We start from the raw sequence: 15,673 nt of genomic DNA on the forward strand, positions 1-15,673 counted from the left end.
TGAAGCTATGCCAAATCCATTAGACACTTCAGGGAATGCTCACTCACCAATGAAAGGTAATTTTTTAAGCCGTTCAATTGCTCGCTATATTGCCTTTCTCACTCGTCGTGGTGCGCGGCTGCTCACGGGTGCGCGGAGTCTCTGGGTCGGGTGCAAACCGGTTATGAAACAGCGTATTTATTATGCAAATCATAATAGCCATATCGATTTTATTTTGCTTTGGTCATCACTGCCGACAGATCTCAGACGGAAGACACGTCCTGTAGCAGCATCGGATTATTGGTTAAAAGATGGCTTTCGACGTTTTCTCATTCAAGACACATTTACTGGCGTCACTATTCAGCGAAATCGAGAGCAAAATCAAGACCCCTTAGAACCGATCAAAACCGTATTAGCACAAGGTGACTCGATTATTTTCTTTCCTGAGGGTACTCGAAATTTAAATGATGACGTTGAATTATTAGAGTTTAAAAGCGGCTTATTTCATCTCAAAAATCAATTTCCTGATGTTGAAATCGTACCGGTATGGATCTCAAATTTAAAACGTGTCATGCCTAAAGGCGCGCTTATACCATTGCCATTATTATCTACCGTTATTTTTGGTAAGCCTTTAGAAGCCCATAATGAACACAGTAAAACTGAGTTTTTAAACTACGCTCAGGATGAATTACTCAAATTAAAAGCATTGGAGTATCAATAATGGAATTCACCAATGCGCAAATGACCTATGTATTGTTTGGTATCTTTGCGGTTATTTTGATTATTGCCTCAACCATTGGCTCCATCTTAAAATTTAAAGCGGGTTATGCACCTGCGCCAGTTATCGACAATTTAAATGCGCGGATCAATGCATGGTGGGTCATGTTGTTGGTACTTGGTGTAGCAATTTCATTAGGCAAAATCGCCTTTGTGATCCTGTTTGCGTTGATTTCACTCTTTGCTTTACGTGAATTTATTAGTTTACTGCCGACCCGTCGCGGTGATTATCTTCCTTTGCTGATCGCTTTTTATTTTGTCATCCCTTACCAGTATTACTTGGTGTATATCGACTGGTACGGGCTATATTCTATTTTTATTCCGCTGTATGTGTTTCTTCTTATCCCTATCGCTACACTCAAAGCCGAAGATACCACGCGTTTTTTGGAACGTAGCTCAAAAATTCAATGGGGTCTGATGATCAGCGTATTCTGTATTTCGCATGTGCCTGCGCTATTAAATCTTAAACTTCCCGGATTTGAAGGTGAAAAAATTTGGCTAGCGATCTGGCTGATCATGGTGGTACAAGCCTCCGATGTCTTGCAATATGTCTGTGGCAAGCTATTCGGAAAACACAAAGTCGCACCAATACTTTCACCATCTAAGACCGTTGAAGGTTTAATCGGAGGCATTGCTTTAGCCACTGCACTAGGTGTTGCTATGTCATGGCTTACACCCTTCAGCTATCTACAGGCTGCATGTATTGGCTTTATTGTTTGTATATTTGGTTTCTTTGGTGGTCTTGTCATGTCAGCCATTAAACGCGATCGTGGTGTAAAAGATTGGGGACAACTCATCCAAGGCCATGGTGGCATGCTCGACCGAATTGATTCAATCTGCTTTTCTGCACCGATTTTTTTCCACATTTTGCGCTATTGGTGGTCTTAAAAAGAGAATCCATTTAAAACAATCATTTTTAGATTTTGAAGTTTTAAAATTAAGCATAATAAAAAATCCCAAGCAAACAAGCTTGGGATTCTTCTCATTATGTTTTCGATTTAAACGTCTGAAACCGCAAACTTTTTAAAAATACTTGCACGACGTTTAGGATGAATATTGGCTTTAGTTAAATCACCTTGATAGTGATCATAGACACGTTTATCCATCATCTTAAACCAAATAGAGGGTACTAAAGCAGGAATTAGCATAGTGGCATAGCCGCTAGGCAACTCTGGCGCTTCATCAAAATGTCTTAAAGCCTGAAATGGACGAGTCGGATACGCATGATGGTCTGAATGTCGCTGTAATTGATACAAAAATAGATTGGTCACAATATTATTGTTATTCCAACTATGTTCAGGCATGGTTCGCGCATAACTTCCATCCGCTTTTTGCTCACGCTTCAGGCCATAATGTTCAATATAATTAATTATTTCAAAAAGGCTGATTCCATAAAAGGCCTGTGTAACTAAATACGGTGTCACGCCTTTACCAAACATTTTCAGCATCGATGCATGAAAACCTGCACTCATCGCCCAACCATGAAACAGTTCATTCTCCTTCGAAAAGAAACTTAAACCTTTACGTTTTAAACGTTGCTTTTCAATCTGCACCGCCGATTTAATTCCACCAAATACAGTGCGTGGCCAAAACTCATAAAAGGTTTCACCCATTTTTGAAGATGCAGGATCTTCAGGCGTTGCCGCACGTTTATGGTGCCCATAAGGATGTTCAATGCGGAAATGGCTATAACCTAAAGGTGCGAGCGTCGCATGTGCCCAGTAATGGTCTTTTTTATGAGGTCGATGGCAAAGTTCATGTGCTGTATTTACACCGACGCCATTGATGGCGCCCATCGAAATCCCAAGCAGAACTTGATCTAATAATGAAACATCTTTACGGGTAACCACATAGCCAGCAAAAGCATTCGCTGCCATTTGCAGTGGAATAAATAGTTTGACGATCCGATCATAATAGGGATCATTCACTAAAACTTTGATGTCATCATCTGTCGGGTTATTGGCATCATCACCGATCAGTGCATCCAGTGCAGGAATAATGACATGCAGTAGAAGCGGCCCGCCCATGGCAAATAGTTTTTTTGTCGGTTTTGGACCAAAATGATAACCCGCCAAGATCCCCATACCAATGACTGGTAAACCTGGACTCAATAGCCAACCATAACGTTTTTTATCTAAAACACTACCGATTTTGCTTTCTAACTGAGCGAGCTGCTGTTCATTTAATTTTACTGGTGCATTCATGCGCTAGACTTCCCTAATTACTTCTTCTGTGTTTATATTCGTAAAATATGGGCAACCAGAACAGTTTTAAGCGTCCAAAAAAACTATGCGATCGTCTTTGGCATTTAAGGATAAATGTTGACCTTTAAACACATATTGACCATCTATAAATACAAAATTAATATGAGTAAATATTTGAAATATGGATGCTTTAAGTAAAATTTTTGATGATATTCATCTCCACCGATCTGAATATATTTATTTGAGATCAAAGCATCCTTGGGCTTTTCATTTTCAAGATCACAATGCCATGGTTGCGTATGTGGTGATTCAAGGTCAATGTGTTGTGCATATAGATCAAGAGCAGGTTTTGCTTGAAGCTGGCGATCTTTGCCTTATTCCCTCAGGGCAAAACCACCACTGCAAATCTATACAATCTGATGTCTTGGTCGAGTCAATAAACATCACGCCACTGTTTCAAGAGCAACGAAATAAAACCATTGAATTAAATTCTGCTGAGTCTCATGAAGCAGAGGAATTATTTGTACTGGCGATCCGCGGGCATGTCGATAGCATTATGGCAAAGCCCTTAGTGAATGCCCTCCCCACGCTGTTGCATACACCACATATCATGAGCAGTACTGCACCAGAATGGTTGCAAATTGGCTTACATTTTCTGGCAGTTGAAGCGCATCAGATCCGTCCAGGCCGTGACAAAATTTTGGATCATTTGGTGAGTATTTTATTTATCGAATGTGTGCGTGATTATATTGCGGCCTTGTCAGATTCAAGCAGTTGGTTGCATGCCTTGAGTCATCCTGAATTATCCAACGCTTTGGCCGCGATTCATGAACAACCGCAGCATGCTTGGACCGTCGAAAGTTTGGCAGAACAATGTTGTATGTCGCGTTCTAAATTTGCCAGTTTATTTACTCAAATGCTCGGTGAATCACCACTCGCCTATTTGCAGCAACATCGTTTGCGACTGGCAACACAGCACTTACAAATGGGGCAACTGACTATTCAGCAAATTGCCCATCGTATCGGTTACTCATCTGAAACGGCATTTAGCCAAACTTTTAAAAAGTTTTATGATCTAACACCGAGCCAGTATCGACAGCAGCATCAACTCGCAAAAACTGAGTCACCTTAAAGGTTTAATCTAAAAGCTTTAAAATCGCTTCCACAGGGTTTTCACTGTTGCCTGAAAGCAGTTGTTTATGCATGGTGATGTGCTGCATCACTTGAATTTGCGATTTTTCAACATCCATCAAGCTTTCAATTTCTGCTGCTAATTTTTCAGGCGTTGCATCATGTTGGATGAGTTCCTGAATCACCTTTTTGCCCGCAATAATATTTGGCAATGAATAATACGGAATTTTGATCAGCAATTTCACCACATGGTAGGTCAGCCAATTTAACTTATAAAAGGTCACCATTGGACGGTGTAAAAGCATCGCTTCTAAAGTCGCTGTACCCGAAGCCAAAGCGACAATATTCGATGCGTTCATCACCTGACGGCCAATTTTAGATTCGGTATCGGTGTTTTCCATCAAGCGAACTTTGGCTTGTAATGCTTCAGGATACTGCTTGAGCAACAATTCGATTTGCTGTTTACGTGCATCATTGATTGCAGGAATCAGGAACACATAGTCTGGATGCTGCTCCGTCAAAATCTGTGCGGCAGACAGTACCAAAGGCCCTAAGCGCTCAATTTCCCCGCGACGGCTGCCCGGAAGTAATGCAATGTGTATTTGATGCTCATCTAAGCCTAACTCGTGTTTAGCCGCAACGAGTGGATTATCTAAAGGCAACTGACTTGCCAATGGGTGTCCGACAAAAGCAGCCGGAACTTGCCATTTTTGGAAAAACGCTTTTTCAAATGGAAATAAGCAAAGGACTAAATCAATACTTGCTTTAATGCCATGTACACGCCCTTGACGCCACGCCCACACTGAAGGGCTGACATATTGCACTGTTTTAATTGGTAGCTGCTTTTGCTTCAAGCTCTTGGATAAACGCAAATTAAAATCCGGCGCATCAATCCCAACAAAAACATCGACAGGGTTTTCAGTCCATTTTTCAACCAGACCATCACGTACAGCAAAGAGTTTTTTAATATCTTTTAAGACTTCAACAATCCCCATCACCGATAAAATATCCATCGGATAATAGCTGTTAAAGCCTTCTGCAATCATTTGCGGACCACCGATGCCTTCAAATTCCGCATCGATCCCTTGCTCTCGAAAACTGCGGATAAGCTTGGCGCCTAATGTATCCCCGGATACTTCCCCAACTACGATGCCAATTTTCAGTTTCCGATTTTGCAAAAGTCTGTCCTTTTAACTCAATGTTCTTTAGCTATAGATTCTATACGAGTCCTTCGCAAAGTTAATAGATTTCCTGAAAAAAGCTGCACGGTTTTAATTCACCATTTTAGGAATATTCATCACTGCTACTTAGCTGCTGATTAAAATTTTTCCGCCAATGGTTCGGATTTGTGCCGTATTTATTCTTAAATAATTTACGAAATAGCACTGCTGTATTAAAACCTGCGCTTTCCGCAATTTTATCAATCGAATAATCTGTCACTTCAAGCAATTCAGCCGCATATCGCAGTCTTTCATTATTTAACCAAGTGACAATAGGCAGCCCTGTTGCATGTTTAAAATGTCTGGTCAGTGTCCTTCTACTCATATTGGAATAAACGGCAAGTTCTTCAATAGTGTGCGGTTTCGACAGGTTATGCCGTAAATAATCGAGTAAACGATTGATCTCCGTATCGTAAGTCATTGTAGAAATCGGCTGTTCAATAAATTGCGCCTGTCCGCCCTCACGATGGGTTGGAATTACCATCAATCTCGATATTTTATTGGCAATTTTTGCCCCGTAGATTTCCCCGACTATGTATAAACAACAATCTAAAGCAGCCCCCGTACCTGCGGAAGTAATGATGCCTGCATCTTCAATATATAAAGCATCTTTATCTAAGTTCACACATGGAAATTTTTGCTTAAAATCGGCACTGCCAGCCCAATGTGTCGTGACCTGTTTGTGGTCAAGTAACCCAGCATACGCCAATGGATATGCGCCATAGCAAAGGCCTACAATCTTAATTCCTTTTTCATGTACCTTTTGTAAGGCTGTCATCAGCTCATGATCTGGCTTTTGATGGATATCATCCCAGCCCGGAATAATTACAAGGTCGGCATCAAGCATCTGCTCTAAGCCGCCATCAGCCTGAATCATGACCGTCTTTTCAGTACGGATGGGCATTCCATCAACCGAAAACGTCGTTACTTCAAATAATTTCTGTCCCTCTATTTCAATATTGAATATGGTTTGCGGGACTGAAAAATGAAACAGCGGAATATTTGGATATATAAACAACGCAATTTTAGGTATAGACATCACGTGGCTATTCATAAATAAAGCCATTATACCATTTGGCCTAATAGTTTCTATTTATGTCTTTAAGGACAATATGTTTAAAGCACTTATTTCCAAATAATAAAGTCATCTTTGTTATACGAATGCTTTTTATGAAAACATTTTTAGGCTATACGGTTTTAGCGACTGCTTTGATTATCGGCTCTGCTTCGGCATCGGCAAATCTAGACCAAGTCCGAGATATTTCTAAAATCACTCAAGTTCAAGAAATACGCAATGCGACGGTCAAAATCAGCTATGCAGACACGACCTTTTTAATAGACCCGATGTTTGCACCCAAAGGGTTCTATGAAGGGTTTCCAAATACACATCGGAGTTATTTACGCAATCCATTGGTGGATTTACCGCTCAAAGCCGAAACCATTTTAGCGAATGTCGATGCCGTGATCATTACCCATACTCATCTCGACCACTGGGATGATGCTGCGCAAGCGGCGATCCCTAAAACGCTGCCGATCTATGTCCAAAACAGTCAAGATCAAAAGACCATCCAATCCCAAGGCTTTAAAGATGTACGCGTATTAACGCAAACCACATTTGAAGGCGTGAAGTTAACCAAAACTGGTGGACAACACGGTACAGATGCAATGTATCGTGTCCCAGAACTGAAAAAAGGCTTGGGTGAAGCCATGGGGATCATTTTTGAAGCCGCAGGACATGAAACCATTTATTTAGCGGGTGACACGATTTGGCGCCCTGAAGTGGATCAAGCTATTCAAACATTCCAACCTGATGTGATTATTTTAAATACAGGCAATGCCTTAGTCGATGGATTTAAAGAGTCGATTATTATGGGTAAAGAAGACACCTTACGCGCTGTGCAACAGGTACCCAAGGCTAAAATTGTCGCAGTGCATATGGATGCCATTAACCACATGTCGTTAACACGTGAGCAATTGGCAGCCTATGTAAAAGCTCAAAATATTCAGGATAAAGTGTTGATTCCTTTAGATGGCGAAACCTTATCTTTTTAAGGCGTATGAGTCTTTTTAAGGTGTATCAGCCTTAGCAGCAGTGGACTTTATTTTCACTGTTGAATATATCGATAAATATCAAATCGAAAGCTAGGATGATAAAACTTAGTGTGTTTTGAGTGATTGGTAATCCACTTCAGATATTCAACGCCTTATATTCAAAATATATGATTTCACTGCAGCATAATCTCCATTTGAACTATCAACCAGTTGAGAAAGCCGTAATCAATAACTTAGCTAATATAAAATTCATTTATTTCAAAATTAAGATCATTCTTTATCTATTTTTTTCACAAGCAAATCACTAATCGAGACAACGACTTATATCAATTAGTCATAAGATATGCACGTTTTTTGATATTTGGCATTCAGCGATGGTCGGTCCTTTAGAGTTCATTCTGGCAGGTGTAATTGTAGGTTTCTGCGTAGGTATTACCGGTGTTGGCGGTGGTTCACTAATGACCCCGATCCTGATCAGCCTGTATAAAATTGAACCCCATATTGCGATTGGTACAGACCTGCTGTATGCCGCTATTTCAAAATTTTGTGGTTCTTTAGTTCATGCACGTAAAATGAATATCGTATGGACCATTGTTATTTGGCTTGCAGTCGGCAGTATCCCTGCGTCTTTTGCGACCCATTGGGTCCTTGAAAACTATCTGAGCCAATCGACACATTACAAAACCGTATTAACCATGTTTTTGGGTTTTATGCTGACGATTACTGGGATCTCAATTATTTTCCGTGGTCATATCGAAAAATTCTTTAATAAATTTCGAAAAACTGATCAGTTGGATGATATGAGTGCGGATCTGGAGCGTATCAATTTCCAAGCTAAAAATAAGCGTGCATATATCATCATCATGGGGATTATTTTAGGCGTATTCGTTACTCTATCGTCTGTTGGTGCAGGTGCCTTCGGTATTATGGCTTTGGTGCTTATGTTCCCGAACTTACCGATGATTCGTATTATTGGTTCTGACGTTGTTCATGCCGTGCTGCTTACACTGGTTGCTGGCTTGGGTCATATGAGCTCAGGCAATGTTGATTTTCATCTATTGGGTTGGTTATTGGTGGGTTCTATTCCCGCGATTGTGGTCGGAACTTTAATCAGCTCCCGTTTACCTGAAAAAGTCATTCGTAAAGTCTTAGGCATTACCTTGTTTGTTTTAGGCATGAATTTCATCATTAATCCAGTAAAATCAAAACCTGTCGAAAAACTAACAACTGCAATGTTGATCGCACCGACGGTGAATAGTCAGCAGGTTTAAATTAACTGCCCGATTCATCACTTTTTTTTCAGAGACTTATTGATCTTTTTTATAACATTTGAATGCTATATTCATGTTATATTCGGCTCACGAAACAACCTTTTGTATAATCAAACCAGTGACGGCAATGAATACTTTACAGTCAAATTCTATTACCCAAAACGACATTGATGACGTGAATGTAAAAAGCATTCAGCCTCTTGTTACTCCTGCAGAACTAAAAAAAGAGCTACCTCTGACTGAAACTGCCTATCAAACAGTCCTTAAGGGCCGTGAAACTGTACGTAATATTTTAGATGGAAATGACAAACGTCTTTTTGTTGTCATTGGTCCATGTTCAATTCATGACACAGTCGCTGCACATGATTATGCTGACCGTTTAAAAGTTTTAAGTGACAAAATCCAAGATACGATTTATGTCGTGATGCGTGTGTATTTTGAAAAACCACGTACCACTGTGGGTTGGAAAGGTCTAATTAATGACCCAGACATGAACGATTCTTTCAACATCGAAAAAGGCTTACGTATTGGCCGTAAACTTTTACTTGAATTGAATGAAAAAGGTTTGCCTTGTGCAACTGAAGCACTCGATCCAAACTCACCACAGTACTACCAAGATCTTATCTCTTGGTCAGCGATTGGTGCGCGCACCACTGAAAGCCAAACACATCGTGAAATGTCTTCTGGCCTTTCTTCACCTGTGGGCTTTAAAAATGGTACAGATGGCGGTTTAACCGTTGCGACCAATGCCATGCAATCTGTTAAACATGGTCATAGCTTCTTGGGCTTAAGTGACCAAGGTCAAGTTTCTGTTATTCGTACCAGTGGTAACCCTTATGCACACGTTGTTCTTCGTGGCGGTAACGGTAAACCAAACTACGACGCAGGTTCAGTTGCAGATGCAGAGGCGGCATTAGCCAAAGCAAAAGTTAGTGGCAAAATCATGATTGATACCAGTCATGCAAACTCAAACAAAGACCCGTACCTACAACCCCTTGTTCTCAAAAATATTACTGAACAAATCCTTGACGGAAACAAGTCAATCGTGGGTATTATGGTAGAAAGTCACTTAAAAGGTGGTCGTCAGGATATTCCTGCCAACCTATGTGACCTCGAATATGGTAAATCAGTGACTGATGGCTGTATCGATTGGGATACGACTGAAAAAGTCTTGTTAGAGATGCATGAAGCACTTAAAGACGTGTTACCGACACGCTAAGTGAATGAAAAACGCCATCTTCAAGATGGCGTTTTACTTTGAAGGATTATTTGTCAGATGAATGAAATCGAAAATGCGTTAAGTCACATTGAAAACTTCCAATATATACATGAACACTTATTAACGTCCGGACAACCATCTCCTTCTGAGCTTCAAACGATTAAAGAATATGGTGTTTCAACAGTTATCAATTTAGCCTTGACCGATGCATCCAATCATATCGAGCATGAAGACCGCATTTGCCTAGATCTAGGCCTAAACTACATCCAAGTTCCAATCTCTTGGGATACCCCTTCAGATGATCAATGCCTTTTAGTACTCGATATGATTGACCATTTGGTTCAAGGTCAAACGGTTTGGCTACACTGTGCGAAAAACTTCCGTGTCAGCAGTTTGATGTATTTATATCGTCAATACTATATGGATGTTGATATGCCAAAGGCTCAAGATTTGATGCATCAAATTTGGGAACCCAATGAAACTTGGACAGGTTTAATCCATGCGGTTGCCTTACAACTCCAAGGCCGTAAAGCAACTCAAGATTTACAACATGCGCTGATCCATCCAGATCATTTTGCGTGAGAAATCAGTACAGTTGCAGTAGAAAGAATACCTTCTTGGCGACCGGTAAACCCTAATTTTTCGGTGGTGGTCGCTTTGATGCTAATTTGCGTGACTTCAACATCCATAACATCTGCGATGCTTTGACGCATTTCTAAATTATGTTTTGCTAGTTTAGGGCGCTCACAAGCCACGGTAATATCAGCATTATTAAGTACATATCCACGATCTAAAATCAGTTGGTAGACGTGTCTTAAAAGTACTCGACTATCGGCACCTTTAAATTTTGGATCTGTATCTGGAAAATGCTGACCAATATCTCCAAGTGCCAAAGCACCTAACAATGCATCACAAAGCGCGTGCAATACCACATCACCATCTGAATGTGCTTTGAGTCCATGTGTATGTGGAATTTGAACACCAGCAAGCGTTACAAAGTCACCTTCTTCAAATGCATGCACATCCATGCCCTGACCGATACGAATTTGAGCTATCATGCTTGAGTTCCTTGATAAAATAATGATTGAAATCTTGTATTCACGCTTTCTATTTCGCTATAGTGTGGGCAAGCGCAACATAGTGAAAGTATAAGCGATCATGCTGTTGAAAACTGAAATAAATATCATCAAAAAATTCGGACTGGTTCTGCTAATAGGTTCTAGCCTAGCGACGTTTACGCATGCAGAAAAGATTGACTGTGATCAGGCCAATACTCAGGCAAAAAAAAATTACTGTTCTGACGGTTTTGAAGAACAGCGTGAAAAGCTAGATGGGCTATTTTTAACAGCGCAGTTGATTACCGATGCTCCTGTACGCTTACTGATAGATACGCAAAAATTATGGTATAGCCGAGTTCAGCAATGCAAAAACTTGGAGTGTTTCAAACAACAGTTTGAACTTCGCCACGAAGATTTGAATATCTACACCTCGATGAACCAAAGTTTAACGCAGCATTATCTTAAATTTGAAAATGGTCATTTTGCGACATCACCTGTACATTTAAAGGTGCATCAACTGGGCAAAGACAGCATCAAAATAGAAGGCATTGCCTATCGTAATCCGAACAATCGAGTTGAAACACAAACCATTCCATTTTTAGCTTACACAACACCCGAACAAAAAAATCAAATCACCGATAATGAACACGACTGCAAATATCAGTTCAATTACAGTAAAGCCTTACTCTCAGTAAAAACTGAACAAAAAGGCTGTGAACGTTTTGCAGGGATTTATCGTTTATATGATTAAGATCAAATTCGAATGACTTAGAAACATCAAAAAAGCCTCAACGTTGAGGCTTTTTTGATGTCTACAATTTTTTGATGTCTACAATATGTCAGTTAAATCGGATGTGTTTGCTGCACTTGCTGGCTAATCATTGCAGCTGTTGCCGCAGATAAAGTCCATCCAAGGTGACCATGCCCTGTATTATAAAATATATGATCACGCTTACCTGCATGCACTACAGGCATCATATTGGGCATCATTGGTCGTAAACCCGCCCATGGCACCACATGTTCTGTAGAGAGATTAAAGTTACGATTTGACCAATCAATTAAGGGTTGAATGCGATCTGCGCGAATATCTCGGTTATAGCCATTAAACTCTGCCGTGCCTGCAACACGGAGTCGATTTGCACCTAAACGTGAAGTCACAATTTTAGCACTTTCATCCAACAGACTTACCCAAGGCGCATTGGCCTGACTTTGTTCATCATTTAAATTAATAGTGATTGAATATCCTTTGACTGGATAGACATTTACCCTGTCACCGAGTTTATGCGCAAGTTCATAACTACCTACGCCACCACAGACCACCACAGCATCTGCCTCAAGTGTGGTATCGGCATCAGGATGTTCCATATTTTCATCACTGGCTTTTAACTGTACATTGACACCTTTTGCATGGTGTTCAAAGTCAGTCACCTCAAAGCCCCACATATATTTCACATCAAAGCGTTCTGTTGCTTTGGCAAGCTGCGTCGTAAATTTATGGATGTCGCCCGTGGCATCCCCCGGACAATAAAAGCCACCATAGTATTCACCTGTCAGACTAGGCTCAATATCACGGATTTCAGCTAATGTCACAGGATGACGCTCTAAGCCACCCTCACAGAGCATATTATTAACTTGAGTCGCCACCTCATAATCATGTTGATTATGAAAGAAATGTAAAATGCCGCGTTTTTCTAAATCAAACTGTAAGTTTTCATGCTCAGCTATTTCAAATAAACGCTGACGTGCCATCAATGCGAGACGTACAGTCTCGTGAGTATTTTCACGATAATCTTTAATATGTCCCATAAACTCAAAGAGCCATGAATATTTGTGTAGATTAAAACTTGGATTTAATAATAATGGCGCGGTTTTTTGTGACATCCATTTGATGCCTTTCACCACCGTTGCTTTTTGGTTCCAGACCTCTGCATTACACGCTGATAATTGACCACCATTGGCAAACGACGTTTCCATCGCAGGATAAAGATGTTTATCAACCACAGTGACACGATAACCGAGTAATCCGAGTTCGTAAGCTGTCGTTACCCCAGTAATACCTGCACCAATCACAACAATATGACACATATAGGCTCCTTGGAAATTATATTTCCTATGCTCGCCCCATCTGTCATTGGTACCTGAGAGCTTTGGTTCCTTGCGAAGCAATGTGAACCTTCCCCTTCGGTGAGTAGGTCTAGCCTACTTCTCTCCAGATTTTTTATATGATTACAGTCCTTTTGCCTGAGAGTTTCCTGGGGGAACTTGCTCCTTCGGCGAGCACAATCTGTGCTTCTCTCCTGCAATCATCCATTCATTTTTATTCGGCATTCATCTTGGTATTGCCTAAGTTAGATATGAGCAATATTTGTACCAAATCTCAAGTCCTATTTGGGTCAATATTGTTAAATATTATTTTTATATAAATTTAAGTTGTTAGGCTATAAATATAAAATCATTTTTTCTACACCTAAATACTTCATCTTTAAAATAAAGGTTTAAAATATTAAATGAAATTTATACCTAGAAAGATCGAAGTTTTATGCCGGATTCAACACTTTTCTCTCGCTTTGCATCTGTGATCAAAACACATTCTATTGAAGAATTAACCCAAAGTGATTTACTCCTTCTTAAGACTCTAGGAACTATTCAAAGTTTTTATGCACCATTTGAGGCCATAAATCATGATGCAAAAGTGGTCATCGTCGGCATCTGCCCAGGCCAACAACAGTGGCGTAATGCATTAATTGCAGCGAAGGACGGCTTAGAGCAGCAATTATCTGAGGGAAACATTCTTAAACTTGCCAAGAATAGTGGTGCTTTTAGCGGTCCTATTCGTAAAAATTTAACTCAACTGCTAGATCATATTGGATTACACAATCAATTAGGCATACAGACCTCTGCTGAGCTATTTAGCACTCATCAAGATATGGTGCAAATGTGTTCAGTTTTACAGCAATGCATTTTGATCAATGGAAAAAATTATGCAGGTTCAACGCCCGCAATGTTGAAAAATGAATTATTAAAAAAACATATTGATGATTATTTTATTCCTATGGTTCAACAGCTTCCTAATGCAATTTACATCCCGCTAGGCAAAGGTGTAGATGAGGTTTTAAATTATGTAAGCAGCTTAGGCTATTTAAATGATCAACAGATTTTAGCTGGACTTCCCCATCCATCAGGTGCAAATGCTGAACGTATCAAATATTTTTTAGGTGAAAAACCACGTGACCAATTATCTCGACAAACCAATTCCGAGCAGATTGATAGCGCAAAATCACAGATCCTGCTTAAATTATCTAAACTTCTATGAAGTGTACTCAATATAACGTAAAAATATTTTTTATTTGAATATCCATAACTTATATTAAAGCAGTGCTCAAACAAAACTAGAAAAGTGTGATGTATTTTACTTTTTTGTTTTTCTGTGTGAATATGCGCCAAAATAAATATTGCTCATAAAAATAACGCTAACATGGAAATACACATGAAAAATTATTTAGTTCTTGGATTTACACTCCTACTACTCACGGGTTGTATTACCGTACCTAAAAATAAACCTGAAACAAGAACCTTGAAGCTAAATGGTGTGAATACCGTTGAAAACAGCAAAGTGATCCAACGAACCATTACTCGAGGTCAGTTACTATGTGAAGCTGGGCAAAAATGTCCTGAACTTGCAATTGATTGGCAAAAAAACAAAGGTGAGTATGCACTTTCACTGCATTCTTATGATCAACAGCAGCTTGATATGAATGAAATATCTTTTGTGATTGACGGCAAAGTATTGTCTTATCCTGCAATAGGTCAAACAAATTATCGTCGCTTAGATAATTCAAATGTGATTGATTCTTCTAATACCGTGATGATTCCAGATGCTGTACTTAAACAATTCCGTGACGCAAAAAATATTGCTGTGATTATGAATACCAACCAAGGTGAAATCGCACACTATATGTTAAAAAACCAAAAATCTTCAGATGCCTATCGACTATTTTTACGTGCTTATTCTTAAGCTCAAATAGTCTAAAATAAAAATCCCAAAAGTTAGTGTATGTTTTCTTTTGGGATTTTTTATTCATTTCGCTTTATTAATTGATCAAATACATCATATGATCTTTATTTTATTCGTTTAATTAATTGTTTAATTGTAAGTTCACAAATCGGTTGACCTACTTCTAGATGAAGAGGATAGGCTTGATTTTCATCTGTTAGCTTATAGCCACGTCGTTGATAATATTTTATTAATTCTAAACGCTGATCAATCACATACATTACAAATTCTTCAACATTGGGTTCAATCAACATCGCTTGCTGTTCTGCAAATTGCAATAATTTTTTTCCTAAGCCCTGAGTTTGCTCATCTGGATGAATTGCAAAATGACCAATTTCACAGCTCATCCCCTGTATTTGAATACCAATACACCCCATGATCTGTGTATTTTCCGATTCCATCACATATAGATGAAAATCTTTTTTTTGTAAAAGTTGGCTGAGTTGAGACACATTTATTCGATTTCCTCGAACGATATGATGTTCCGTGGTCCAACTCTTGGGATGATTCTCCCGATAGGCTATATTCATTAAGCTTTCGAGCTGCTGAATATCACTAAGTAAAGCATGTCTTATATTCATATTTTTTAGCTATTTATTTTCATGGGTCTATTTTACTGAAATAAAAAAACCAGATAATTGTCTGGTTTTTTATGCAATTTGCTCATCAGTGTAGCTCGCTAGCGCTATTCACCAACCGCGTTCGAAA

The 15,673-nt window shown here is 39.5% G+C and carries 16 protein-coding genes and 1 riboswitch; of the genes, 10 read left to right on the forward strand and 6 right to left on the reverse strand.

Annotation, left to right across the window (positions count from 1 at the left end):
* Window positions 1-49 precede the first annotated feature (49 nt).
* Together B1202_RS12885 and B1202_RS12890 are read left to right on the forward strand one after the other, a co-directional pair.
* Window positions 50-700: a lysophospholipid acyltransferase family protein gene (locus B1202_RS12885; protein WP_078191048.1), complete on the forward strand. Its 651-nt coding sequence runs from the start codon at window positions 50-52 to the stop codon at window positions 698-700.
* Entirely contained in the window at window positions 700-1,644 is a 945-nt protein-coding gene (locus tag B1202_RS12890) for a phosphatidate cytidylyltransferase (protein ID WP_078191012.1), read from the forward strand. Before B1202_RS12885 ends, B1202_RS12890 begins: the two co-directional genes overlap by 1 nt.
* A 110-nt stretch (window positions 1,645-1,754) precedes the next feature.
* Here the strand turns inward: B1202_RS12890 and B1202_RS12895 are convergent, their stop codons facing one another.
* A complete protein-coding gene (locus B1202_RS12895; protein WP_078191013.1) occupies window positions 1,755-2,960 on the reverse strand; it encodes an alkane 1-monooxygenase in 1,206 nt (401 codons plus the stop codon).
* Between the two features lie 181 nt (window positions 2,961-3,141).
* On the opposite strand from B1202_RS12895, the gene B1202_RS12900 reads away from it, so the two are divergent.
* Window positions 3,142-4,092: an AraC family transcriptional regulator gene (locus B1202_RS12900; protein ID WP_078191014.1), complete on the forward strand. Its 951-nt coding sequence runs from the start codon at window positions 3,142-3,144 to the stop codon at window positions 4,090-4,092.
* Between the two features lie 4 nt (window positions 4,093-4,096).
* On the opposite strand, the gene lpxB is transcribed toward B1202_RS12900, so the two are convergent.
* Together lpxB and B1202_RS12910 are read right to left on the reverse strand one after the other, a co-directional pair.
* Window positions 4,097-5,269 (reverse strand): lipid-A-disaccharide synthase, encoded by a 1,173-nt coding sequence (gene lpxB / locus B1202_RS12905; protein ID WP_078191015.1) that lies wholly within the window; start codon window positions 5,267-5,269, stop codon window positions 4,097-4,099.
* A 106-nt stretch (window positions 5,270-5,375) separates the two neighbouring features.
* Window positions 5,376-6,350 carry a GlxA family transcriptional regulator gene (locus B1202_RS12910; protein WP_078191016.1) on the reverse strand — a complete coding sequence of 325 codons (975 nt, stop codon included), beginning with the start codon at window positions 6,348-6,350 and terminating at the stop codon, window positions 5,376-5,378.
* Between the two features lie 131 nt (window positions 6,351-6,481).
* Between B1202_RS12910 and B1202_RS12915 the strand changes: the two genes are divergently transcribed.
* From B1202_RS12915 to B1202_RS12930, 4 genes are all read left to right on the forward strand, one after another.
* On the forward strand, window positions 6,482-7,363 hold the full coding sequence (locus B1202_RS12915; RefSeq protein ID WP_078191017.1) for an MBL fold metallo-hydrolase: 882 nt from the start codon (window positions 6,482-6,484) through the stop codon (window positions 7,361-7,363).
* 374 nt (window positions 7,364-7,737) lie between these two features.
* Entirely contained in the window at window positions 7,738-8,634 is an 897-nt protein-coding gene (locus tag B1202_RS12920; protein ID WP_078191018.1) for a sulfite exporter TauE/SafE family protein, read from the forward strand.
* A 127-nt stretch (window positions 8,635-8,761) separates the two neighbouring features.
* Window positions 8,762-9,853, forward strand: coding sequence for a 3-deoxy-7-phosphoheptulonate synthase (locus tag B1202_RS12925; protein WP_143221612.1), 1,092 nt, complete (start codon window positions 8,762-8,764; stop codon window positions 9,851-9,853).
* Between the two features lie 57 nt (window positions 9,854-9,910).
* Window positions 9,911-10,435, forward strand: coding sequence for a protein tyrosine phosphatase family protein (locus B1202_RS12930; RefSeq protein ID WP_078191020.1), 525 nt, complete (start codon window positions 9,911-9,913; stop codon window positions 10,433-10,435).
* Here B1202_RS12930 and ispF read toward each other — a convergent pair.
* The gene (ispF, locus tag B1202_RS12935; RefSeq protein WP_078191021.1) at window positions 10,423-10,911 is read right to left on the reverse strand and encodes a 2-C-methyl-D-erythritol 2,4-cyclodiphosphate synthase; all 489 of its coding nucleotides are present in this window, start codon (window positions 10,909-10,911) and stop codon (window positions 10,423-10,425) included. The genes B1202_RS12930 and ispF overlap by 13 nt on opposite strands.
* Window positions 10,912-11,011: 100 nt before the next feature.
* On the opposite strand from ispF, the gene B1202_RS12940 reads away from it, so the two are divergent.
* The gene (locus B1202_RS12940; protein WP_078191022.1) at window positions 11,012-11,662 is read left to right on the forward strand and encodes a hypothetical protein; all 651 of its coding nucleotides are present in this window, start codon (window positions 11,012-11,014) and stop codon (window positions 11,660-11,662) included.
* 92 nt (window positions 11,663-11,754) lie between these two features.
* Here B1202_RS12940 and B1202_RS12945 read toward each other — a convergent pair whose 3' ends face one another.
* Window positions 11,755-12,996 carry a D-amino acid dehydrogenase gene (locus B1202_RS12945; protein ID WP_078191023.1) on the reverse strand — a complete coding sequence of 414 codons (1,242 nt, stop codon included), beginning with the start codon at window positions 12,994-12,996 and terminating at the stop codon, window positions 11,755-11,757.
* Between the two features lie 134 nt (window positions 12,997-13,130).
* Window positions 13,131-13,221, reverse strand: a riboswitch (glycine riboswitch).
* Between the two features lie 229 nt (window positions 13,222-13,450).
* On the opposite strand from B1202_RS12945, the gene B1202_RS16630 reads away from it, so the two are divergent.
* Both B1202_RS16630 and B1202_RS12955 read left to right on the forward strand, forming a co-directional pair.
* The gene (locus B1202_RS16630) at window positions 13,451-14,224 is read left to right on the forward strand and encodes a hypothetical protein (protein WP_078191024.1); all 774 of its coding nucleotides are present in this window, start codon (window positions 13,451-13,453) and stop codon (window positions 14,222-14,224) included.
* Window positions 14,225-14,398: 174 nt separating this feature from the next.
* Entirely contained in the window at window positions 14,399-14,926 is a 528-nt protein-coding gene (locus B1202_RS12955; RefSeq protein WP_078191025.1) for a hypothetical protein, read from the forward strand.
* A gap of 104 nt (window positions 14,927-15,030) precedes the next feature.
* On the opposite strand, the gene B1202_RS12960 is transcribed toward B1202_RS12955, so the two are convergent.
* Window positions 15,031-15,546 carry a GNAT family N-acetyltransferase gene (locus B1202_RS12960; protein WP_078191026.1) on the reverse strand — a complete coding sequence of 172 codons (516 nt, stop codon included), beginning with the start codon at window positions 15,544-15,546 and terminating at the stop codon, window positions 15,031-15,033.
* Between the last annotated feature and the right edge of the window lie 127 nt (window positions 15,547-15,673).

Origin of the sequence: Acinetobacter amyesii (assembly GCF_002018365.1) — a bacterium.
Lineage (GTDB): Bacteria > Pseudomonadota > Gammaproteobacteria > Pseudomonadales > Moraxellaceae > Acinetobacter > Acinetobacter amyesii.